22 protein-coding genes are annotated in these 20,210 nt (G+C 47.1%); 18 read left to right on the forward strand and 4 right to left on the reverse strand.

From position 1 onward, the window contains the following. Nucleotides 1–35: 35 nt before the first annotated feature. Nucleotides 36–575: a CDP-diacylglycerol--serine O-phosphatidyltransferase gene (pssA, locus tag EEX84_RS01145; protein ID WP_123163738.1), complete on the reverse strand. Its 540-nt coding sequence runs from the start codon at nucleotides 573–575 to the stop codon at nucleotides 36–38. Nucleotides 576–668: 93 nt separating this feature from the next. Between pssA and EEX84_RS01150 the strand changes: the two genes are divergently transcribed. Genes EEX84_RS01150 through EEX84_RS01190 form a run of 9 tightly spaced genes read left to right on the forward strand, consistent with a single transcriptional unit; the run spans nucleotide 669 to nucleotide 6,409 of the window. Then, complete coding sequence (locus EEX84_RS01150) at nucleotides 669–1,442, forward strand: phosphatidylserine decarboxylase (RefSeq protein WP_123163739.1); 774 nt, start codon at nucleotides 669–671, stop codon at nucleotides 1,440–1,442. Between the two features lie 30 nt (nucleotides 1,443–1,472). After that, nucleotides 1,473–2,003: a YqeG family HAD IIIA-type phosphatase gene (locus EEX84_RS01155; RefSeq protein WP_275669720.1), complete on the forward strand. Its 531-nt coding sequence runs from the start codon at nucleotides 1,473–1,475 to the stop codon at nucleotides 2,001–2,003. Then, nucleotides 2,000–3,103 carry a ribosome biogenesis GTPase YqeH gene (yqeH, locus tag EEX84_RS01160; protein WP_123163741.1) on the forward strand — a complete coding sequence of 368 codons (1,104 nt, stop codon included), beginning with the start codon at nucleotides 2,000–2,002 and terminating at the stop codon, nucleotides 3,101–3,103. The genes EEX84_RS01155 and yqeH overlap by 4 nt, the downstream gene beginning before the upstream one ends. A 10-nt stretch (nucleotides 3,104–3,113) precedes the next feature. Beyond that, nucleotides 3,114–3,941: a shikimate dehydrogenase gene (aroE, locus tag EEX84_RS01165; protein ID WP_123163742.1), complete on the forward strand. Its 828-nt coding sequence runs from the start codon at nucleotides 3,114–3,116 to the stop codon at nucleotides 3,939–3,941. Further along, complete coding sequence (yhbY, locus tag EEX84_RS01170) at nucleotides 3,928–4,227, forward strand: ribosome assembly RNA-binding protein YhbY (protein WP_123163743.1); 300 nt, start codon at nucleotides 3,928–3,930, stop codon at nucleotides 4,225–4,227. Before aroE ends, yhbY begins: the two co-directional genes overlap by 14 nt. Beyond that, nucleotides 4,224–4,826: a nicotinate-nucleotide adenylyltransferase gene (locus EEX84_RS01175; protein WP_123163744.1), complete on the forward strand. Its 603-nt coding sequence runs from the start codon at nucleotides 4,224–4,226 to the stop codon at nucleotides 4,824–4,826. The genes yhbY and EEX84_RS01175 overlap by 4 nt, the downstream gene beginning before the upstream one ends. Then, nucleotides 4,780–5,355 carry a bis(5'-nucleosyl)-tetraphosphatase (symmetrical) YqeK gene (gene yqeK / locus EEX84_RS01180; protein WP_123163745.1) on the forward strand — a complete coding sequence of 192 codons (576 nt, stop codon included), beginning with the start codon at nucleotides 4,780–4,782 and terminating at the stop codon, nucleotides 5,353–5,355. The genes EEX84_RS01175 and yqeK overlap by 47 nt, the downstream gene beginning before the upstream one ends. After that, a complete protein-coding gene (gene rsfS, locus EEX84_RS01185; protein WP_123163746.1) occupies nucleotides 5,352–5,690 on the forward strand; it encodes a ribosome silencing factor in 339 nt (112 codons plus the stop codon). Before yqeK ends, rsfS begins: the two co-directional genes overlap by 4 nt. Next, nucleotides 5,687–6,409, forward strand: coding sequence for a class I SAM-dependent DNA methyltransferase (locus EEX84_RS01190; protein ID WP_123163747.1), 723 nt, complete (start codon nucleotides 5,687–5,689; stop codon nucleotides 6,407–6,409). Before rsfS ends, EEX84_RS01190 begins: the two co-directional genes overlap by 4 nt. Before the next feature lie 108 nt (nucleotides 6,410–6,517). Here EEX84_RS01190 and EEX84_RS01195 read toward each other — a convergent pair whose 3' ends face one another. Beyond that, on the reverse strand, nucleotides 6,518–7,468 hold the full coding sequence (locus EEX84_RS01195; protein ID WP_240033890.1) for a nuclease-related domain-containing protein: 951 nt from the start codon (nucleotides 7,466–7,468) through the stop codon (nucleotides 6,518–6,520). A 472-nt stretch (nucleotides 7,469–7,940) separates the two neighbouring features. Between EEX84_RS01195 and EEX84_RS01200 the strand changes: the two genes are divergently transcribed. The 3 genes from EEX84_RS01200 (at nucleotide 7,941) to EEX84_RS01210 (ending at nucleotide 11,413) form a co-directional block, all read left to right on the forward strand. Next, nucleotides 7,941–8,447, forward strand: a complete 507-nt coding sequence (locus tag EEX84_RS01200) for a helix-hairpin-helix domain-containing protein (RefSeq protein ID WP_240033891.1) — start codon at nucleotides 7,941–7,943, stop codon at nucleotides 8,445–8,447. Between the two features lie 120 nt (nucleotides 8,448–8,567). Beyond that, nucleotides 8,568–9,140: a ComE operon protein 2 gene (locus EEX84_RS01205; protein ID WP_123163750.1), complete on the forward strand. Its 573-nt coding sequence runs from the start codon at nucleotides 8,568–8,570 to the stop codon at nucleotides 9,138–9,140. 104 nt (nucleotides 9,141–9,244) lie between these two features. Beyond that, nucleotides 9,245–11,413 carry a DNA internalization-related competence protein ComEC/Rec2 gene (locus EEX84_RS01210; protein ID WP_240033892.1) on the forward strand — a complete coding sequence of 723 codons (2,169 nt, stop codon included), beginning with the start codon at nucleotides 9,245–9,247 and terminating at the stop codon, nucleotides 11,411–11,413. Nucleotides 11,414–11,456: 43 nt separating this feature from the next. Here the strand turns inward: EEX84_RS01210 and EEX84_RS01215 are convergent, their stop codons facing one another. After that, nucleotides 11,457–11,591, reverse strand: a complete 135-nt coding sequence (locus tag EEX84_RS01215) for a YqzM family protein (protein WP_123163752.1) — start codon at nucleotides 11,589–11,591, stop codon at nucleotides 11,457–11,459. Nucleotides 11,592–11,746: 155 nt separating this feature from the next. On the opposite strand from EEX84_RS01215, the gene holA reads away from it, so the two are divergent. Beyond that, the gene (gene holA, locus EEX84_RS01220) at nucleotides 11,747–12,781 is read left to right on the forward strand and encodes a DNA polymerase III subunit delta (RefSeq protein ID WP_123163753.1); all 1,035 of its coding nucleotides are present in this window, start codon (nucleotides 11,747–11,749) and stop codon (nucleotides 12,779–12,781) included. Nucleotides 12,782–12,923: 142 nt separating this feature from the next. Here the strand turns inward: holA and rpsT are convergent, their stop codons facing one another. After that, a complete protein-coding gene (rpsT, locus tag EEX84_RS01225; RefSeq protein ID WP_123163754.1) occupies nucleotides 12,924–13,175 on the reverse strand; it encodes a 30S ribosomal protein S20 in 252 nt (83 codons plus the stop codon). A gap of 216 nt (nucleotides 13,176–13,391) precedes the next feature. On the opposite strand from rpsT, the gene lepA reads away from it, so the two are divergent. The 5 genes from lepA to dnaK all read left to right on the forward strand — a co-directional run bounded on the left by lepA (nucleotide 13,392) and on the right by dnaK (nucleotide 20,144). Further along, nucleotides 13,392–15,221 (forward strand): translation elongation factor 4, encoded by a 1,830-nt coding sequence (gene lepA, locus EEX84_RS01230; RefSeq protein WP_123163755.1) that lies wholly within the window; start codon nucleotides 13,392–13,394, stop codon nucleotides 15,219–15,221. Nucleotides 15,222–15,277: 56 nt separating this feature from the next. Further along, nucleotides 15,278–16,417: a radical SAM family heme chaperone HemW gene (gene hemW / locus EEX84_RS01235; protein WP_123163756.1), complete on the forward strand. Its 1,140-nt coding sequence runs from the start codon at nucleotides 15,278–15,280 to the stop codon at nucleotides 16,415–16,417. 190 nt (nucleotides 16,418–16,607) lie between these two features. Beyond that, complete coding sequence (hrcA, locus tag EEX84_RS01240; RefSeq protein WP_123163757.1) at nucleotides 16,608–17,639, forward strand: heat-inducible transcriptional repressor HrcA; 1,032 nt, start codon at nucleotides 16,608–16,610, stop codon at nucleotides 17,637–17,639. 19 nt (nucleotides 17,640–17,658) lie between these two features. Continuing rightward, the gene (gene grpE, locus EEX84_RS01245; protein ID WP_240033893.1) at nucleotides 17,659–18,291 is read left to right on the forward strand and encodes a nucleotide exchange factor GrpE; all 633 of its coding nucleotides are present in this window, start codon (nucleotides 17,659–17,661) and stop codon (nucleotides 18,289–18,291) included. 20 nt (nucleotides 18,292–18,311) lie between these two features. Beyond that, nucleotides 18,312–20,144, forward strand: a complete 1,833-nt coding sequence (gene dnaK, locus EEX84_RS01250; RefSeq protein ID WP_123163758.1) for a molecular chaperone DnaK — start codon at nucleotides 18,312–18,314, stop codon at nucleotides 20,142–20,144. Nucleotides 20,145–20,210: the final 66 nt, after the last annotated feature.

The raw sequence follows: 20,210 nt of genomic DNA on the forward strand, positions 1-20,210 counted from the left end.
ATGAAAAAGCTGAAGGCGAATTTCGCCTTCAGCTTTTAAACTTTTTTCAATGTGAAAGTGCTGACCATCAAAATCGAACAAAGCAGAAACAAAAACATATACAGCACCGGCGGAAATGCCGCCAGGCCGAAAAAAGACAAGGTGATGACGGTACCGGCTGCAGTGATCGGTAACCCGATAAAAAAGCCGTTTGATTCCGATATATTAAAACGAGCAAGACGGAACGCTCCGCTTGCAATGTATAAGACCGTGAATGCCATGCCGGCGATGCCAAATTCTGTCAGAACCAATTCATACAGCAGAATGGCAGGTGCCACACCGAACGAAATGATATCACTCATTGAGTCTAATTGTTTGCCCAGGTCGGATTCCTGATTCAGTTTTCTGGCAACCACGCCGTCAAACCGATCAAAAAAAGCTGCGATAAAGATGAAAAGCACACTGAAGCTGTAAGCTTCGTTTAAAGTGGCCATCAATGAGGCTCCGCCAAAGGTCATATTGCCGATGGTCAGCATATTAGCCGACTGGGTTTTGAGCTTTCTTAATGTGTGATCCATTCGTTCAATGATCAGCAATGGAAAACACTCCTTTTTTGTTAAACTTATTCACTTTATTATACTGTCTAACCAGGAAAAATGATAGACTATTTTAAGTATTGGGGGATGAATATGAAAAAGAAAGTGTATCAAAAGGCCATCGAACTGACGAACGGTCCGGTAACAAGTGGTGTGTTGCGCCGTTTTGCCCAATCTGCTAAAAGCCGTTGGGTGATTCCGGGCTACATCAAAACGTATAATATTACACTGGACGATATCGATTCGCCGCTCGACTCCTTCTCATCGCTCCACGATTTTTTCATCCGTAAGCTGAAGGCGGCCAGTCGACCGACTGCGTCCGCCCCGATTGTTTCGCCGGTCGATGGAACAATAGAAGCGTTGGGAGATTTGCATGAAGGCATTGAATTTCTGGTGAAAAATCAGCAGTATTCCTTAGCCGCCCTGCTTGGCAGCGATCAAATGGCCGAACAGTATCAAAACGGTAAGTATGCTGTATTCTATTTGTCACCGGCAGATTATCATCGCATACATAGTCCGGTGAATGGAACAGTGCTTAAACAGTATCTGGCCGGAAAGAAATCCTATCCTGTAAACCGATATGGTTTGTTATACGGGAAAACACCGCTCAGCGGAAATTACAGGATGGTGACAGAGTTGGAAACCGATTTTGGACGTTTGCTGGTGGTAAAAGTCGGTGCCATGTTCATTAATTCGATAGAGTTGACAAACCGGGGAAAAGAATGGAAGAAAGGCGAAGAAGTAGGTTATTTCAGTTTTGGTTCAACGGTGGTTTTATTTTTCCAGGAGAACCAGGTTGAACTGTTGGATGATATTGCGGCCGGCCGACAGGTCAAGATGGGAGAAGCCGTGGCAAATATGATATAATCAATAGCATTAAGTTCGAGGAAACAGGAGTTGTTTGCAATGTACCGACATTTTGTGCCAAGTCAGTATGTCCATACGGTGTTCGATATCACACCCGAATCGTTACTGAAAAAAGGGATAAAAGGCATCATAACAGATTTGGATAATACGCTGGTGGAATGGGACCGCCCAGAAGCGACCCCTCGGCTGATCGAGTGGCTGGCAGCGATGAAACAGGCTGGAATCCAAGTGGTGATCGTTTCCAATAACAAGGAAATGCGCGTCAAATCTTTTGCCGACCCATTGGGTATCCCGTTCATCTTCCAGGCACGGAAGCCGATGGGAAGAGCGTTCCGAAAAGCGCTTGCCATCATGGAAGTAAAGCGCGACAAAGTAGTGGTGATTGGTGACCAAATGCTGACGGATATATTCGGTGGCAACCTCAATAAATTGCACACGATTCTGGTTTTGCCAGTGGCGCAGTCAGATGGTTTTTTCACACGCTTTAACCGGCTGGTGGAAAGACGGATTATGAGAAGGCTGAAGAAAAAAGGACAAATTATGTGGGAGGAAGAAAATTGAGCGAAATGCCAACATGCATCGGATGCGGAATGCAGATACAGACTGAACGTCCCGGAGAAGCGGGATATGCACCGCCATCTTCATTGAATAAGGAGGAAATTATCTGCCAGCGTTGTTTCAGGCTGAAAAACTACAACGAGCTTCAGCCGGTTTCTTTGACGGATGATGACTTCCTGAAAATTTTAAACGGTCTGGGAGAACGAAAAGGGCTGATCGTCAAGATTGTCGATATTTTCGACTTTAACGGCAGCTGGCTGCCAGGACTTCACCGTTTTGCGGGGGGCAATGATATTCTGCTCATTGCCAACAAAGCCGATTTATTGCCGAAGTCGGTGAAACAGCAGAAGCTCATTCATTGGATGAAACAGGAAGCCAATAAACTGGGGCTGAAACCTGTGGACATTTTGACGGTGAGTGCTCATAAAGGCGATGGCGTCGAAGAAGCAATGCAAGCCATCGAGAAACACCGAAACGGTGAAGATGTCTATATAGTCGGTTCTACAAATGTCGGCAAATCCACTTTCATCAATCGCATCATCAAACAGGCGACTGGGCAAAATGATGTGATCACGACTTCTCATTTCCCAGGTACGACATTGGATATGATTGAAATTCCATTGGACGATGAACGTTCTTTATACGATACACCGGGAATCATCAACCATCATCAATTGGCGCATTATCTTCACGCTGATGACCTGAAGAAAATCATGCCGAAAAAAGAGATCAAACCGCGTGTCTTCCAATTGAATCCGGAACAGACACTTTATATCGGCGGCTTGGCACGGTTCGATTTTATCCAGGGCAAACGTTCATCTTTTACAGTACACATCGCTAACGACCTGCTGATTCACCGGACCAAACTGGAAAATGCGGACCAGCTGTATGAAGAGCATCTGGGTGACATGCTGTCGCCGCCTTCAGCTGAACACAAAGAGAGTTTTCCGGAGTTAGTGCGGCATGAATTTCGGGTAAAAGACAGTAAAACGGATATTGTGTTTTCAGGCCTCGGCTGGATTACCGTTCAGCATCCTGACGTGGTTGTGGCCGCTTATGCCCCCAGAGGCGTTGAAGTAATGATCAGACCATCATTGATATAGGAGGAATTGGATGAAGAAATGGTACGCAGTCATCGGCGATCCGATCACTCATTCCTTATCGCCGTTCATGCACGATACATGGTTCCGGGACCATGGCATCGATGCCAGTTATGTGCCGATCCGTGTCGAGCCGGCAAATTTGGAAAAGGCGTTCGAATCGTTGAAATTGCTGGGTGTCAGCGGGTTCAATATCACATTGCCTCATAAGCAGTCCATCATCCCTTTTTTGGACCAGCTGGATGACACAGCATTAAAAATGAACGCCGTCAATACGGTGGTCTGCGATGGTCAGCAGTATGCCGGTTTTAATACGGACGGCGATGGATTTGTCCGTTCTTTGCTTACACATCCGGTTGACCGGAACGATCAATTGCTGGTCATCGGAGCGGGAGGAGCCGCGAGAGGGATTGTCCATGCTTTGAAGCGGGCTGGTTTCCATCATGTGACGATTGCCAACCGGACTTTCCGGCGAGCGGAAGAGTTGGCGGAAGAGACGGAGAGCGCAGCGATAACGATGGCCGATGCCGAGTCTTCTTTGGCTGATTTCAACATCATCGTCCAAACGACTTCTGTCGGCCTGTCGAAGGATGAGGCATTGCCGCTGTCGCTTGACCGGTTAAAAGAAGGGGCTGTTGTGGCGGACATTATCTACAATCCGCTGACGACCTCTTTTTTGCAGGCGGCGAAAGAAAAAAATTGCACGATTGTCAACGGGGTCGGCATGTTCGTTTATCAAGGAGCAATCGCTTTTGAAAAATGGACAGGTGTCGAACCTGATACAGAAAAAATGATTCAATTGATTACAGAGAAATTAGGTGGAACTTATGTTAACAGGTAAACAAAAGCGTTTTTTGCGCAGTGAAGCACATCATTTAGATCCGATTTTCCAGGTTGGAAAAGGCGGTGTGAACGAAGCGATGCTTGTTCAGATCGAAGAAGCGTTGGAAAAGCGGGAATTGGTGAAAATCAGCATTCTTCAAAACAACGAAGATGATAAGCACGAAGTGGCAGAAAAGCTGGCAAAAGGCACAAAAGCGGAATTGGTGCAGCTGATTGGCCACACCGTCGTTCTATACAAACAATCCGTCAACAACAAGAAAATTGAGCTGCCGGTGAAAAGATGAAAAAAGTCGGGATCCTGGGCGGAACATTCAATCCACCTCATCTCGGCCATCTGATTATGGCAAATGAAGCGTTTCATGCGCTCGAATTGGATGAGGTCCGTTTTATGCCGAACTTCATCGCACCGCATAAAGACGTGAGCGATGCAAGCGTCGGCCAGCGTCTTGAAATGACCCGCCTGGCTATTGAAGATTATCCGTATTTTCAAGTGGAAGATATTGAAATCCGCAGCGGTGGTGTTTCGTATTCTGTGGATACCATGGCAGAATTGACAGAAAAAGAGCCGGACAGTGAATTTTATTTCATTATCGGAGGAGACATGGTCAAAGGTCTTGATAAATGGCATCAAATCGACAGACTGATCAATTTGGTTCAGTTTATCGGCATTAAACGCCCGGGATATGAAGCAGAAACTGCCTATCCTGTGCAAATGGTCGAATCCCCTGAAATTCACCTGTCTTCAACAATGCTACGGCAACGGGCTTCTTTGGGCAAAACCCTGACTTTCCTGGTGCCGGAAAAAGTGGAAGCCTATATTCGAAAGGAGCGATTGTATGGACCAGAGCGTGATGCTGCAAAAAGTAAAGAAACGCCTTCCTGAAAATCGCTATGCCCATGTGATCGGGGTCATGGCAAAAGCGACGGAATTGGCTCAAACATTCGGTGTGCCGGAAGAAAAGGCGAAAGTGGCGGCGATTCTGCATGATGTCGCCAAATTTTCAGACCGTGACTGGATGAAATCCATCATCATCTCAGAAAAGATGGATCCGTTATTGCTTGAATACCATGCGGAATTGTGGCATGCTCCAGTCGGTGCGTACGTCGCACAGAAAGAATTCGGTGTCCAGGATGAAGACATCCTCAATGCCATCCGCTACCATACTACGGGCCGTGCAGGCATGTCAGATCTGGAAAAAATCATCTATATTGCCGATTTGGTCGAAACCAACCGCAAGTTCAAGGGAGTCGATGAATTGCGACAATTAAAAGAACAGGGATTAGATGTTATGATGGAAGCCTGCGTAAAGCATTCCATCGAATTTCTTGCTTCAAAAAATCAACCGGTTTATCCGGATTCACTGAAGTGTCATGAATACTTCGTGCGACAGAAAGGGAACGTGAAAGAATGACAAAACTTACATTATTGCAAACAGCCTACAACGCTGCAGAAGACAAGAAAGCGGAAGACATCGTCGTCTTGAATATGGAGGGGATTTCCCTTCTTGCCGATTACTTCATCATCTGCAGCGGAAACTCCGACCGTCAAGTACAGGCGATTGCGAAGGAATTGATCGACAAGTCGAACGAAGCGGGCAACGAAGTGAAAAGCGTTGAAGGGTTTGACGCTGCCCGCTGGATCCTGATTGATATGGGAGACGTCGTCGCGCATGTCTTCCACAGAGACGAGCGTTCTTACTACAACCTGGAGCGGCTTTGGAGAGAAGCGCCGACGCTCGAAATATGAGATATGGAAAGTTTGCATCGGTCTACGATGGCCTGATGGAAGACATTCCTTATGAACAGTACGCGGAACGGGTGGCCAAACATGTTCAGTCCGGAAAAATTCTGGATTTGGCCTGCGGAACCGGTGTGCTGTCCCAGCTTTTTGCCGAAATCGGCTTTGATGTGACGGCCAGTGACCTTTCGGAAGAAATGCTGACGGTCGCAAACCAGCGTTTTCAGGAAGCCGGGCTGCAAATTCCAGTGCTCCAGTTGTCCATGGACAATTTGGAAGGATTGAGCGGTTTCGACGTGGTCACCATTGCCATCGATTCGCTGAATTACCTGGAGACGGAAAAGCAGGTTCAACGGACTTTTCAGGAAGTCCATGCCGCATTGAATGACGGCGGTCATTTTTTCTTCGATGTTCATTCACTCCATAAAGTGGATAATGTCTATCTGAATGGTCCGTTCACGCTCGATGCTGAAGATATCGCATATATATGGCATACGGAACCGGGCGATCACGAACATAGCATCATTCATGACATCACATTTTTCGTTCGCCAAAACAGATGGTTCGAACGCTTTGAAGAAACGCATGAACAGCGGACATTTGCTGTTTCGCTGTATCGGAAATGGCTGGAGGAAACCGGCTTTACGGTGGAATCCATCACAGCTGATTTCACAGATGAAGAGCCGAATGAGGAAAGCGAACGGATTTTTTTCCACGCCCGAAAATAGAATGGTTTGAGCCCTTTGCGGATTCCGCAGAGGGCTCTTTATGAGGATGAAAAATCGCTTTATTTGAGTTCCGCAGGATCTATTAGCGTTCGACAAAATCCGCTCCTTTTATTCACCGCTCCATAATTGATAACTGCGCGTTTTCAATTCACCTGTTTTTTTCAAATCAAGCTGTTTCAGTAACCGCGATGCAACGTGAGGGGAATCGACACGGCAGAACTTGCGAAATTGTTCGTTGGTTAAGTGCGTATTAACCAACGAAAAGTATTCCTGAACAGCGAGATGGTGGGCAAGGCTGTCGCGATGACCGCATTTTGTGCAATGCCAGTTTTTCCTGTGGCGCTCCATCGTCAGCAACTGGCACTGGGAACATTTCACACCGGCCAGTAACTCATTCGGGTCAAGGTAATATTGCTGGCATAAAGGGTTTCGTCTAAAAGGGGTTTGCAGGGATAGGAGCTTTTTCTTAATGGTGATCAGTTTTGTACTGTGGGCTTCCGGGGGAAAAGCCTGCCATATCTTTAACAGGTTCTCAGGCATTTGATAAGTTTTGCAGATGGGAGTATGGTTAGGTTTGGAAATGAATTCGGACTGCTTCGCGGTAAATACCACTATTCCGGCCAGCGGCATATTGATTTTTTGTGTTTTGAACCACTTTGTCAAAAACCGGATATGCTTGTTTAATTGGACTGTCGGATCTTCCATGATCGTCTTTTTTCCTTCAAGGTCTTCCCTTGAAAACTCACCGGTTTCTTCATTGAATAAAATTTTTCCGCTGATATTCTTCGATTCAATGATTATAGCGCCTCTTTCAGTCAGCAGGAGCCCATCCATTTGTACTCTCCAGTCACCTAGGCATAGGCGGATGTCCCATAGCACCTCGTAGGCTGCGTCCAAATCGAATTCTTTGAAGCGTTCGCGGAGGCGTTTTTCTCCTCTCTTTCCTGCAGCCTGCCGGTAAATTTCCGTTTCCAGAAATTTTCGCTGAAAGTGATTGTCCGGAAGGCGTGCCAGTAACGCGTGTAATGCTTCCATTTCAGAAAGCCTGGCAAGTTTCATCTTTATAAATAATCCCCCTTTCATATGGTTAATTGAATTATACTCATCTCCAAAAACAAAAACCAGTGCCATATTTTGGTTTGTAGAAGATGAGAAAAAACTTATTTGCGTTCCTGAAAGTTTATTTGCGATCAGAAGATTTTATAAGCGTTCCTAGAGAGTTGTTTGCGATAAAAATTTTTTATTTGCTTTCCGCGCATTTCTTTTTGCGTTCGCTAAAATTCACCGGTCATTTCTCTCCAAACCATTACTTCCGACGTCAAAACCGAACCAAATGAGCTGGACACCGGAGAATTAATAACTTATAATTCAGACAGCTTCTTATTTAATTGCCTTCTGAAGAAAAGAGGAATGACAACTGAAATTTTCCCAGCTTCAGAACAAAGTTGTGTGGTTATTGGTCCCCGCCGTTTCCGCGCTGCTGTTAGTCGCTTATTTTTTATTTCCTCAGGAAGTACCGGAAAGTGTTCCGGTGTCATCGTTTGATTTGAATGAAGCTGAATCCCCTCAGCAGACGGAAACTCCCCCTACTGTAGAACCAATCCAAATATCACCAGTTGTCGACGTAAAAGGTGCCGTGGCCCATCCGGGTGTGTATGAACTGTCTCCGGAAGCGCGGATCCAGGACCTGATTCAGGCGGCAGGCGGTTTTCTTCCTGAAGCAGACAGCCGTGCGATCAATCTCGCCATGAAATTACAAGATGAAATGAGCGTCTACGTGCCGGCAGTCGGCGAAGAAATCCTTCTGCCCGAATCACCACACTCAGCTGCTGCAACGGGTGATACTATGGTCAACCTGAATACCGCTGCCGAAGCGGAATTGACTTCGCTTCCGGGAATTGGCCCTTCCAAAGCGGCAGCCATCATCACATATCGGACCGATCATGGCAACTTCAAGACCATCGACGAATTGAAGGAAGTCACCGGCATCGGCGACAAGACCTTCGAACAATTGAAAGACGCCATCACCGTCAAGTGACGGACTGAAACACCGGCGGGGGTGCAGCGGTTAGCCCGAAACACCCATAGACAAAAGGCGGTTGACGAAGTTTGTGCCTCTGCTACACTTATTTTATAACCATCAGCGGGAGGCAATTAAATGAAGCGAATAACATGGGATCAATTTTTTATGGCACAAAGCCATCTACTGGCACTGAGGAGCACGTGCACACGGCTTTCGGTCGGTGCCACCATCGTACGGGACCGGCGCATTATGGCAGGAGGATACAATGGTTCGATTTCCGGAGGGGATCATTGCATCGACAAAGGCTGTTATGTCGTGGATGGGCATTGCGTCAGAACGATACACGCCGAGATGAATGCGTTATTGCAGTGTGCCAAATACGGCATCAACGTCGGAGGGGCGGATATGTATGTCTCTCATTTCCCGTGTCTGCAATGCACCAAATCGATTATACAGGCTGGCATTGCACGACTGTATTATGCGGCAGATTATAAAAACCATGAATACGCCATTGAATTACTGGAACAGGCCGGCGTTGAAGTGGTCCAAGTGCCGTTTGACGAACGGAAAATTGACTTCCTGAGTGTCGAAAAAACATCTCTGTACATGGAACTGCTCGAGAAACTCCGTGAAAAAGGTGGCAGTGAAGAAGAGTTGTCCCATTATAACGAGCGGGTGAAGCAATTATTCGGAGAACTCGAAGTGTAACGGCCAATTTATACGTTTATATAGCAATTTCCATCATACTTGCTACATACGCAGCGCATGAAACACCGATTAAATTTGTGTTCATGGCGCTGCTTTTTTGCTGGATGCTGTGGAAAAAAGAACCGGCGTCATTCATGCTGTTGATCCTGCTGGCAGCAATCGCGGTTTACATGCTGCAGGATTTCCGTCAGCAGGATGACTTTCCATACGAAAAAGCCTTTACGGGAGAGCTGTCTTTTGACAGCGATTACGTAGTGGACGGCGATCGTTTGAGGGGATTTGCCAGGCTTGACGGCAAAACGCGTGTATATGCGACTTACCGCTTTGAAACTGCGGAAGAAAAAGCGGCTGTTGAACAAATGGCACACAAATCCAATTTTCAAGTTACCGGCTTGTTTGAGGTGCCGTCCCCGCCGTCACACCGGTTTTCATTTGATATGGAAAAGCATTTGAAAAAGAATGGCGCTTCCCATATCCTGGCCATCGATACGATTCATGCCGCCACAGAAAAACGGTCGGCTTTCGGTAAATTGATCGGTCAACGAAAAGCGGTACAACACCATATTCGTGAACATTTCCCGGCAGCTTTAACGGCTGAAGCGGAAGCGTTGCTGATCGGCGAACGGGAAACGATGACCGAGGAAGACCGTCTTGTTTACCAGACACTCGGCATTACGCATCTTTTTGCCATATCGGGTCTCCACGTGGGGATTGTTTCAGGAATGCTGTATTTTCTGCTGATCCGCCTTCATATCCGGAAAGAAACGGCGATCTTGCTTTTGCTGGTGGCTTTGCCGATGTATGCGGTGGTTGCAGGAGGGGCACCTTCCGTATGGCGCGCGGTGAGCATGGTATTGACGGTATTGGTAGCCAGCCTTTTCGGTGCCAGGTTGCCGATTGCACAGGTTTTGCTGCTCAGTCTCTGCGCATTTGTGCTGCTGGACCCGTACGTCATGTATCAAATCGGCTTTCAGCTGTCCTATGGAGCGTCTTTTGGCATCATTTATTCCATTCGCTTCCTCTCTGCATCACAATCGCTTGTGAAAACAGGTTTTTTGGTGACATGCATCGCTCAGCTGTCACTATATCCTTTGCTGCTGTTCTATTTTTATGAGCTGTCGGTGTCAGCTTTTTTCGTCAACAGTATATTTGTCCCTTTATACACCATGCTTATTTTGCCTGTTAATTTTATACTGCTTTTTTTGACGTGGGCGTTTCCGCCGGCCGCCGATCTGATTTTTCACTTTTATGAGCCGCTTCGCTCGTGGATTGGTGGTGTGATGGAGTGGCTGTCGTTCCTGCCTTTTCAAATGTGGAATCCAGGAAAGCCGGAGCCGCTTGTTCTGGCGTTGCTGATTGCGACGGTTCTGCTGTTCTATTCACTGGCTGAACAAGGTTTCAAGTATCGGCAATTGCTGATCCTGCTGTTGCCGGCGGCTGCCTTCAGTTTATGGCCTTATGCGGACCCCGCTTTGAAAGTGACATTTCTGGACGTCGGTCAAGGAGACAGTGCGGTCGTTGAGTTGCCGTACCGGAGGGCGGTATATCTGATCGATACGGGCGGTGTCCTGCGTTTTGATGCAGAAGAATTCAAAAAACGGCAACGGCCGTATGAAGTGGGGCGGCAAGTGGTCGCCCCTTATTTAAAAGGCAAAGGCATTTCGACGATTGACGCCCTGATCCTGTCTCACCCGGACGCTGACCATGCTGAAGGGGCGGACGAGATTTTCCGGCTTTTTCGGGTGAAGGAACTTCATGCGACGCCTGGATCTGCCGCCACGGATTTAATGAAGGCGTTGTCGGCTGCGGCAAAAGAAGCGGATATTCATTATCCGGGAAAAGGATCCGAATGGGAGGAAGGCGGCATCCAGTTTTCCTATTGGGCACCGGAAGATACGGAGTATGAAGGAAATAACGATTCGCTGGTACTGAAAATGGAAAAAGAAGCGTTCAGTGTGTTGTTTACCGGGGATTTGGAAGTGGCAGGGGAAAATAAAATTGTGGAACGGCATAAAGAGGAGCTGCGGGGCACCACCATCCTGAAAGTCGGGCATCATGGCAGCAAGACGTCAAGCGGCCAGTCTTTTCTGGAAGCCGCTTCTCCAAAACTGTCCATTTTTTCAACCGGCAAAGACAACCGCTACGGCCACCCGACGGAAGAAGTGGTGGAGCGGTTTCAGTCACTGGGGCTGCCGACTTTGAATACAGCAGAATCAGGAACCATTGAAATTGAGTATGAAAATGGAGCCGTCTCCGTTCAAACCATGCGATGAAAAGAAAAAAGCCCCGGCTTGCCGCCGGGGCTTTTCATCCTTTTTATCGAGCCATAAATTCAACGACCGCCGCAATGATAAAGATAACTGCGAAAAAACCAAAAGAAACTACAAAGCCCATTCCGGCATCTATTGCGTCGTTTCGCTTCGACTGTACATTCTGTTCAAATTCATTCATTGCTACCCCTCCTAATTCCCTCTAATTATAAGTGAAACAGCTTGAAAAATCCAGATTGAACGAATTTTTAATGGCGGAAATTCCGCATCGTCACAAAAACGACAAATAGCATCCGTGTGTGAAATCCGTTATAGTAGAAGGAGGGAGGCAGAATTATGATTACTTCAATTTGGAAAGCCATACGCAGCGGCCAAATAGATCCCGTATACCTGATTTCGGGCCCGGAAAGCTATTTTATCGAAAAAACATTGGATTTATTAAAAGAAAAAATGACTGATGGTGACCTGGAGCTGTCCCATTTTGACTTGGATGAAGTTCCTGTAGACCATGTGATCGAAGAAGCGGATACGTTTCCGTTTTTCAGTGACCGGAAATTAATCATCGCCAAGAATGCCTCTTTCCTGAAAGCGGCAGAGCGGGGCAAAGAGAAAATCGACCACAACCTGAAAGCCCTTGAGGCCTGGCTGAAAAATCCGCCGGCGAGCAGCGTGACCGTGTTTATCGCACCTTATGAAAAATTGGATGAACGCAAGAAAATGACGAAACTGATGAAACAGCACACTGTTTTGATAGAAGCCAAGCCGTTGCAGAGCAACGAACTGGAAACATGGATCGATCATGAAGCGAGGAATTTCGGCAAACGGATCGACCGGAAAGGCGCACAGAAACTGATTGAGATGGTAGGCACAAATTTAACGTTACTGTCTTCTGAAATCGAAAAAATGTCGCTGTACCTCGGTTCGGAATACGAAGACATCACCATTCCTCTCATTGAAGAGATGACAGCGAGAACGCTTGAGCAGGACGCTTTCAAAATGCTGCAATCGTATCTGGACGGCAACATCAGTACTGCCCTCAGCGTCTACTATGACCTGATCAGGCAAAAGGAAGAGCCGGTGGCATTGACGGCGTTGCTGGCGTCTCAGATCCGTTTCATGATCCACGTATTTTACCTGCAGAAGAAAGGCTATCACGCACAGCAGATCTCCAAGCAGTTAAAAGCGCATCCATACCGTGTGAAACTGCTGGTGGAAAAACGGCAGCAAATTTCCGAACAGCGCCTGCTGGAAGTGCTGGGCGATTTGGCCGACATTGACCTGGAGCTGAAGACCAACAGCGGCAACCGGGAACGGATTCTGGAGTTTTTCTTGATGAAAAGAAAAACGCAGGCACCAGAAGGAAGAAGATAAGCAGAAAATGCGGTAACCGGGCGCAGGGCTTATCTGAACCTTCTGCTGTGAGCCACCGATAGGATCAGCTGAAGCAACACGGTTCAAAACGACACAATAAAAAATGCCGGCTCCCTCTGAAAGGGAACCGGCATTTTTTATGTTACGCTTGTTTTTTCATCAAGCGAGATTTTTTACGGGCTGCAGTGTTTTTGTGGATTAAGCCTTTAGAAGCCGCTTTTTCCACTTGTTGGATCGCCGCTTTCACAGAATCGCCAGCGTTTTCAGCGTTGTTTGCTAAAGCTTGCTCCGCTTTTTTAACAGTTGAACGCATAGCTGATTTTTCCTGTGAGTTTTGTGCGTTTTTCTTTTCATTCGTGCGCACGCGCTTGATTGCAGATTTAATGTTTGGCATGTCTTTCACCTCCTAGACAAAAGGAACAGAGATATAAACATCTCATATCTTTAATGTCTCTATACAACATGAGTTATTCTATCAAATCGTTAAAAGGAATGCAATAGATACGTGGAAAGAAGTTTCACTTGACAGCAAAAGCTTTCCGCAGGGATTCATTGCTCAATGTCCATGACACTGCTATAATTCATAGTAGTTTATATAGGAGTGAAGAGAATGAACTTAGAGCAGAAAATAGCGCGGCAAAGCAAGATTCGTAACTTTTCCATCATCGCCCATATCGATCATGGGAAATCCACGCTTGCAGACCGTATACTGGAACTTACCAAAGCATTGACTTCACGTGAAATGAAAGCGCAGCTGCTGGATTCGATGGATCTGGAACGCGAACGCGGCATCACGATCAAATTGAACGCAGTGCAATTGAATTATACCGCCAAAGACGGTGAAACGTATATCCTGCATTTAATCGACACTCCGGGACACGTCGACTTCACTTATGAAGTTTCCCGCAGTCTGGCCGCCTGTGAAGGAGCGGTGCTGGTGGTGGATGCGGCACAAGGCATTGAAGCGCAGACATTGGCGAATGTCTATTTGGCGTTGGACAATGACCTGGAGATTCTGCCGGTCATCAATAAAATCGATTTGCCGGCAGCCGATCCGGAACGGGTTCGCCAGGAAGTTGAAGATGTCATCGGTTTGGACGCATCCGAAGCGGTGCTGGCGTCTGCCAAAGCAGGCATCGGCATCGAAGAGATCCTGGAGCAGGTGGTCGAGAAAGTGCCAGCTCCTCAAGGAGACCCTGAAGCGCCGTTAAAGGCATTGATTTTTGACTCGATGTATGACCCTTACCGGGGAGTCATCGCCTATATCCGTATTATGGAAGGAACGGTAAAACCGGGTGACAAAATCAAGATGATGGCGTCCGGCAAAGAATTCGAAGTGGCCGAAGCCGGCGTTTTCACACCGAAAGCGACTTTGCGCGACGAATTGACAGTCGGTGATGTAGGTTATTTGACCGCCGCCATCAAAAATGTCGCCGATTCGAGAGTGGGGGATACCATCACGTTGGCGAACCACCCAGCCGAACAGGCGCTTCCGGGCTACCGCCGTTTAAATCCGATGGTGTACTGCGGGCTGTATCCGATCGACACAGCGAAATACAATGATCTTCGTGACGCGCTGGAAAAATTGGAGTTGAACGATGCAGCGCTCCAGTTTGAACCGGAATCGTCACAGGCACTTGGCTTTGGCTACCGCTGTGGGTTCCTCGGCCTTCTTCATATGGAAATCATACAGGAACGCATCGAACGGGAATTCAATATCGATTTGATCACGACAGCACCAAGTGTTATTTACAATGTGCATATGACAGATGGCGAAGTCTTGCATATCGATAACCCCGCAATGATGCCGGATCCTCAAAAAATCCGTGTCATCGAAGAGCCGTATGTCAAAGCGACCATCATGGTGCCGAATGATTTTGTCGGTCCGGTGATGGAAATCTGTCAGAACAAACGGGGCAATTTCATCAATATGGATTATGTCGATTCGACCCGTGTCAGCATCATCTATGAGCTGCCACTTGCGGAAATCGTCTATGACTTTTTCGACCAGTTGAAATCCGGTACAAAAGGATACGCTTCTTTCGATTATGAGCTGATCGGTTACAAAGAGTCGAAACTGGTGAAAATGGATATCCTGTTGAATTCTGAACAAGTGGATGCATTAAGTTTTATTGTCCATCGCGATTTCGCTTATGAGCGTGGGAAAGTCATTGTCGATAAATTGAAGACACTGATTCCGCGCCAGCAATTTGAAGTGCCGATCCAGGCAGCGATCGGTCAAAAAATCATTGCCCGCCAAACAATCAGCGCCATCCGGAAAAATGTTCTCTCCAAATGTTACGGAGGCGACATTTCACGGAAACGGAAGCTTCTTGACAAACAAAAAGAAGGTAAAAAGCGCATGAAGCAGGTTGGCTCTGTTGAAGTACCGCAAGAAGCATTCATGGCCATCCTGAAAATGGATGACCAGTCAAAATAAACGAAAAAAGGAGGCCGGAATTTGCGCCTCCTTTTCTTTTGGAAAGAAGGAATACTATGGTAAAGGGATTGTATATCCATATCCCATTCTGCCACCAGATCTGTTTTTATTGTGATTTCAACAAGGTTTTCTTTAAGGACCAGCCAGTGGATGCCTATATTGATTCACTGGGAAGAGAATTGGCGCTGTGGAAGCAGGAAGGCGCGTTCGCTCGACCGCTGGAGACGATTTTCCTGGGCGGCGGCACGCCGACTGCACTGACGCCGGAACAACTGGAGAAACTGCTGTCTTATATCCATCAATACGTCCCGATGGCTGACAATTTGGAATGGAGTTCGGAAGCGAATCCCGACGAATTGACAAAAGACAAGCTGCAGGTATTGTTTGACGGCGGCGTCAACCGATTGAGCATGGGAGTCCAGTCATTCGACCAGGACCTGTTGAAGCGGCTTGGCAGAACCCACAGCAATGAGCATGTCAGCCGGGCGCTTGAAGAGGCGAGACAAGTCGGTTTTACGAATATCAGTTTTGATTTGATGTATGGGTTGCCGGGTCAGACGATGGAGCAGTGGGAAGACACCTTGAAACAGGCTTTTTCGTTCGAACTGCCCCATTTCTCGGCGTATTCGCTGATCATCGAACCAAAGACGGTTTTCTATAATCTCATGACAAAAGGTAAATTGAATACAGTGACGGAAGATCTGGAAGCTGCCATGTACGATAAGCTGATGGCTGAAATGGACCGGCATGGCCTGGAGCAATACGAAATCTCGAACTTCGCCAAACCCGGATTTGAATCGCACCATAATTTATTGTACTGGAACAACGAAGAATACATCGGTGCAGGAGCCGGTGCCCATGGTTATGTAAAAGGTGTCCGTTACTCCAACGCAGGACCGCTGAAAAAATACATGGAGCCGCTGGACGAAGGCAAGCGTCCTGTCCTGAATATCCATGAAGTCCCGTTCCACGAAAAAATGGAAGAAGAAATGTTTCTCGGTCTGCGGAAGACGACCGGCGTTTCACTGTCGCATTTCCAGCAAAAGTTCGGCCGGCCGATGGAAGAGGTTTACGGAGAGATCCTGAAAAAAGAGATGGAAAAGCAAAACCTCGCCATCGACGGCGGTTTTATCAAACTGACGAAAAAAGGACGGTTTGTCGGAAATGAAGTATTTGAGCAGTTTCTTTTAGGTTAACCATATATCAGAAGATGGTTGATTTTGCTTTATAGAAAAGATGAGAAGCTTCAACTTACTTATGTGAAGTAAATAAACTTCAGTCCTTCAAACTAAAAAAATCGCATGCGTTGACAAGCCGAATGGAATTTGGTAATTTTATTGTAGTATTAGCACTCGACATCATAGAGTGCTAACAGAGGTGATGATCATGTTAACAGAACGGCAACTGCTCATTTTGAAAGTGACAGTGGATGATTTTATTCAATCAGCACAGCCGGTGGGATCGAACCAACTCTCAAAAAAACCAGAAATTCCGTTTAGTTCAGCTACCATCCGCAACGAGATGGCCGATTTGGAAGGTCTCGGTTTTCTTGAAAAAACTCATACTTCTTCAGGGCGTGTGCCGTCCGAAAAAGGATATCGCTATTATGTCGATCACTTATTGACACCCCGTCCGCTGCCGCAGCAGGATATTGTGCAGCTGCGGTCGATATTCGATGACAAAATCGCTGAAACTGAGGAAGTAATCAAGCGGTCAGCAATGATATTGTCGGAACTGACGAATTACACGTCCATTCTGCTCGGCCCGGATGTGCGCAAGCATGTATTGAAAAGGCTGTCGATTGTTCCTTTGAGCTCTGACACGGCAGTGGCGATCATAGTTACAGACGGTGGACATGTCGAAAACCGGGTGTTTACACTGCCTTCCGGATTGGATGCAGGAGATATCGAAAAGATGGTCAATATCCTGAACGAACGGCTGCTCGGTGTTCCGTTAAGCAACCTGCACCAGCGCTTGGAACAGGAGACTTTGACCATTCTCAAACAGCATGTCAATCGCTATGGCGAACTGTTTTCCACATTCCGAAAAGCAGTCGTGATGCCGCAGGAAGACAAAGTGTTCTACGGCGGAAAATTGAACATCCTCAACCAACCTGATTTTCATGACTTGCATAAAATCAGGGAGCTGATGGATGTGATTGAAGAAGCCAAGCACATTCCGATGATTTTACCAGTCGGAAGCCAGGGTCTCCATATCCGCATCGGATCGGAGAACGTCCTTACCGCCATGGAAGACTGCAGTGTCATCACCGTTTCCTACGATATCGGTGAAGAACAGACCGGATCGATTGCCATTGTTGGGCCAAAACGGATGGATTACAAGCGGGTTGTCACGTTGCTTGACATTTTAAGCGGTGATTTATCAAATGAGTTGACCCGCATGATGCGTGGCAAATGAACTAAAGGAGGAACAAATCTTGTTTAAAGAAAACGAACAACACCAAACCGAAGAAGTGACTGTGGAAGAGTCGGGAGCAGAAAAATCCGAAACGGCAACAGACACAGAAACTGTCGGTGCAGAATCGACGCAGCAAGATGCAACTGAAAATGCTGAAGAAGCAACAGAAGAAACCGCAGAAACAGCAGAAGAAGTGCCAAGCGTTGATGAGACGGTTAAGCTTCGCGAAGAATTGGAAGCAGAGCAGAACAAATACCTGCGTTTGATGGCCGATTATGATAACTTTAAACGGCGTACAAAAAAAGACCGCCAGGAAGCAGAAAAATTCCGCGCCCAATCTTTATTGACAGACCTGCTGCCGGTGTTGGATAATTTCGACCGGGCTTTGTCTGTTGAGACGAAAAGTGAAGAATCCGCTTCTTTGCTGAAAGGTGTCAAGATGGTGCAGTCGTCCTTGCTTGAAGCGGTGCAGCGTGAAGGGCTGGAGGAAATAAAAGCTCTTGGCGAACCGTTTGATCCGAATTTCCATCAGGCGGTCATGCAGGAAAAAGATGAAGAAGCCGAACCGGGAATTGTCTTACAGGAACTTCAAAAAGGGTATACCTTAAAAGGCAGAGTCCTGCGTCCGGCAATGGTGAAAGTCAACGAATAAAAGCTAATGGAGGAATTGAAATGAGCAAAATTATCGGTATTGACTTAGGAACAACAAACTCAGCAGTTGCAGTATTGGAAGGCGGCGAACCAAAGATCATTCCGAATCCGGAAGGCAACCGTACGACTCCTTCTGTTGTTGCATTCAAAAACGGTGAACGCCAAGTCGGTGAGGTGGCGAAACGCCAGTCCATCACAAACCCGAACACCATCCAGTCCATCAAACGTTTGATGGGTACACAGGAAAAAGTGACAGCTGAAGGAAAAGAATATACGCCTCAGGAAGTTTCTGCCATGATCCTTCAATACATCAAAGGCTATGCTGAAGATTATTTGGGTGAAAAAGTGGACAAGGCTGTTATCACAGTGCCGGCATACTTTAACGACGCTGAACGCCAGGCAACTAAAGACGCCGGACGCATTGCCGGACTTGAAGTTGAGCGCATCATCAACGAACCGACTGCCGCAGCGCTTGCATACGGTCTGGACAAAATGGATCACGATGAAACGGTTCTCGTTTATGACCTTGGTGGCGGTACGTTCGACGTATCGATTCTTGAACTTGGTGAAGGTGTATTCGAAGTACGTTCAACTGCCGGTGACAACCGTCTGGGCGGAGATGACTTCGATAAAGTCATCATTGACTATTTGGTGCAGGAATTCAAAAAAGAAAACGGCATCGATTTGTCGAAAGACAAAATGGCGACACAGCGATTGAAAGATGCTGCTGAAAAAGCGAAAAAAGATTTGTCAGGTGTTTCTTCAACTCAAATCTCATTGCCGTTCATCACTGCAGGAGAAGCAGGACCGCTTCACCTGGAAGTGACAATGAGCCGCGCGAAGTTTGACGAGTTGACTTCTTCTCTAGTGGAACGCACGATGGGACCAACTCGCCAGGCGCTGAAAGATGCAGGCATCTCTGCGTCCGAACTTGACCGTGTCATTCTTGTCGGTGGTTCTACACGCATTCCAGCTGTTCAGGAAGCGGTTAAAAAAGAAACCGGCAAAGACCCTCATAAAGGCGTTAACCCGGACGAAGTTGTGGCAATGGGTGCTGCCGTTCAAGGTGGCGTATTGACAGGCGACGTCAAAGACGTTGTACTTTTGGACGTAACACCATTATCACTTGGTATTGAAACAATGGGTGGTGTGTTCACGAAGTTGATCGAACGCAACACGACGATCCCGACTTCGAAATCACAGACATTCTCGACAGCTGCTGATAATCAGCCAGCGGTTGATATCCATGTTCTTCAAGGTGAACGTCCGATGGCAGCAGACAACAAGACGCTTGGCCGTTTCCAGTTGGCGGATATCCCACCGGCGCCACGCGGCGTACCACAAATCGAAGTAACTTTCGATATTGATAAAAACGGTATTGTGAGCGTTAAAGCGAAAGATCTTGGAACTCAAAAAGAACAGACAATCACCATCCAGTCCAATACTTCATTGACAGACGATGAAATCGAACGCATGGTGAAAGAAGCGGAAGAAAATGCAGAAGCGGATGAAAAGCGCAAAGAAGAAGTAGAACTGCGCAACGAAGCCGACCAGGCTGTTTTCCAAACAGACAAAACAATCGCGGATCTTGGCGAAGTCGTAACAGAAGAAGAAAAAACAAATGCCGAGCAGGCTCGCGATGAGCTGAAAGCCGCATTGGAATCAGACAGCACAGATGACATCCGTGCGAAAAAAGAGAAACTGGAAGAAATTCTTCAAGGTTTGGCCATGAAAGCTTATGAGCAGGCAGCAGCGGCTCAGCAAGGAGCACAGGGCGAACAGCCGCAAGGCAACCAGGGCGACGATGTAGTCGACGCTGAATTTGAAGAAGTAAATGACGACAAAGACAAGTAAGATATGCAGGAACTGGAAAAGTCAAAGCAAAGCAACATGCTTTGGCTTTTTCAATGTCTTTGCAAC

Source organism: Planococcus salinus, from assembly GCF_003719725.1.
Classification (GTDB): Bacteria; Bacillota; Bacilli; order Bacillales_A; family Planococcaceae; genus Planococcus; species Planococcus salinus.

Bases quoted from the DNA above. Each gene is read 5' to 3' on its own strand.
- EEX84_RS01150 (WP_123163739.1), top strand. From the start codon at position 669: ATGAAAAAGAAAGTGTATCAAAAGGCCATCGAACTGACGAACGGTCCG.
- aroE (WP_123163742.1), top strand. From the start codon at position 3,114: ATGAAGAAATGGTACGCAGTCATCGGCGATCCGATCACTCATTCCTTA.
- yhbY (WP_123163743.1), top strand. From the start codon at position 3,928: ATGTTAACAGGTAAACAAAAGCGTTTTTTGCGCAGTGAAGCACATCAT.
- EEX84_RS01175 (WP_123163744.1), top strand. From the start codon at position 4,224: ATGAAAAAAGTCGGGATCCTGGGCGGAACATTCAATCCACCTCATCTC.
- yqeK (WP_123163745.1), top strand. From the start codon at position 4,780: ATGGACCAGAGCGTGATGCTGCAAAAAGTAAAGAAACGCCTTCCTGAA.
- rsfS (WP_123163746.1), top strand. From the start codon at position 5,352: ATGACAAAACTTACATTATTGCAAACAGCCTACAACGCTGCAGAAGAC.
- EEX84_RS01190 (WP_123163747.1), top strand. From the start codon at position 5,687: ATGAGATATGGAAAGTTTGCATCGGTCTACGATGGCCTGATGGAAGAC.
- EEX84_RS01195 (WP_240033890.1), bottom strand. From the start codon at position 7,468: ATGAAACTTGCCAGGCTTTCTGAAATGGAAGCATTACACGCGTTACTG.
- EEX84_RS01205 (WP_123163750.1), top strand. From the start codon at position 8,568: ATGAAGCGAATAACATGGGATCAATTTTTTATGGCACAAAGCCATCTA.
- EEX84_RS01210 (WP_240033892.1), top strand. From the start codon at position 9,245: ATGCTGTGGAAAAAAGAACCGGCGTCATTCATGCTGTTGATCCTGCTG.
- EEX84_RS01215 (WP_123163752.1), bottom strand. From the start codon at position 11,591: ATGAATGAATTTGAACAGAATGTACAGTCGAAGCGAAACGACGCAATA.
- holA (WP_123163753.1), top strand. From the start codon at position 11,747: ATGATTACTTCAATTTGGAAAGCCATACGCAGCGGCCAAATAGATCCC.
- rpsT (WP_123163754.1), bottom strand. From the start codon at position 13,175: ATGCCAAACATTAAATCTGCAATCAAGCGCGTGCGCACGAATGAAAAG.
- lepA (WP_123163755.1), top strand. From the start codon at position 13,392: ATGAACTTAGAGCAGAAAATAGCGCGGCAAAGCAAGATTCGTAACTTT.
- hemW (WP_123163756.1), top strand. From the start codon at position 15,278: ATGGTAAAGGGATTGTATATCCATATCCCATTCTGCCACCAGATCTGT.
- hrcA (WP_123163757.1), top strand. From the start codon at position 16,608: ATGTTAACAGAACGGCAACTGCTCATTTTGAAAGTGACAGTGGATGAT.
- dnaK (WP_123163758.1), top strand. From the start codon at position 18,312: ATGAGCAAAATTATCGGTATTGACTTAGGAACAACAAACTCAGCAGTT.